At 33.3% G+C, this 1,083-nt stretch carries 1 protein-coding gene; it reads right to left on the bottom strand.

Going from position 1 to position 1,083, the window contains the following annotated elements; all coding sequences use genetic code 11:
- Positions 1-226: 226 nt before the first annotated feature.
- Positions 227-979: a DUF4919 domain-containing protein gene (locus DFQ02_RS15020; protein WP_116525264.1), complete on the bottom strand. Its 753-nt coding sequence runs from the start codon at positions 977-979 to the stop codon at positions 227-229.
- Positions 980-1,083 lie beyond the last annotated feature (104 nt).

Here is a 1,083-nt window from a genome sequence, read left to right as displayed (position 1 = left end):
TGGTTTAACCCTGAGATGGAACACATTTACTTTAAGATGCATTGTCTGCGAAGCAGCGTAGATTAAAGTTCGCCATCGGCGAATGTGTTCCATCGGTCTCGGCTATGAGTAGTTGCGTGGGTTAGCACTTAACTTTGCAAGTACACACCAAACTGAAAATCCGCGAGGATTTTCAGAAGTAGGCGAGAACAAGCAATTACTAATAGCCATTGTTAGCAAACGTATTTTAATTTCCTTTTTTCTTTTTAAGAATTACTTTTCCGTTTTCGTCAATTTCATATTTGTCCTCAATTTCCTTTTCATCGACTTCTCTCATTTGTTGTCTAAATAGTCCCATAGCGTGGTCAATTACAAAATTTAATGACTTACTGTCTTTTTCGTCTACCATTTCCAATATATCTACAAAATTTCCATTTGGGTCTCTTCCTGAACCCATCATTCCAATTTCTTTTTTGTAATATAATCTTATTAAAACTTGACCATCTATTGGCGAGATTACAAAATATGGCTTTTCATTTGTTCCGTTTCCAGTCGTTAGAATGGATTCACAAATTAAGTTAAATCTCTTTTTATACTTTTCCGCATTTGTAGTTTCTCCATCTTTTTCATACGTTTTCCAAAGTCCATAGTTCATTGAAAGATTAACAGGATGAATTTCCAATAATCTATGAACATATTTGTGTATGGTGTCAGAAGAATATTTGTCCGCAACTTGATAAGCTCTTTCCATATCTATCATTCCGTAAGCATCATAAAATTTTGAAGCGGTTTGTCCAGACATTAACGCAATTACTTTGTCTTTTGTGAAATTCTCTCCGTTTTTAACAAATTCAGCGCGCAATTTTTCATAATAGTTGTCACTCAAACTATCTTGAGACTGTACAACCAACCTTTTAAAGTCAGTTTGATACTCAAAGTTTTGTCCCAAAATTAAATTTGAAACAAAAGCCATTATTAATAGTAAAATCGTTTTTCTCATATGTTTGCTAACTCAGGGTTAAACGTAGTTCTGCTTTGAGAATGAAAAGATAATAAATTCTTGAGCAATAATTAGAGAAAAGCTCTTCCTTATAATCTCTAATT

It is taken from the genome of Seonamhaeicola aphaedonensis (assembly GCF_003386195.1).
In the GTDB taxonomy this organism is placed as follows: domain Bacteria; phylum Bacteroidota; class Bacteroidia; order Flavobacteriales; family Flavobacteriaceae; genus Seonamhaeicola; species Seonamhaeicola aphaedonensis.
This window is presented reverse-complemented; position numbering and strand designations above follow the sequence as displayed.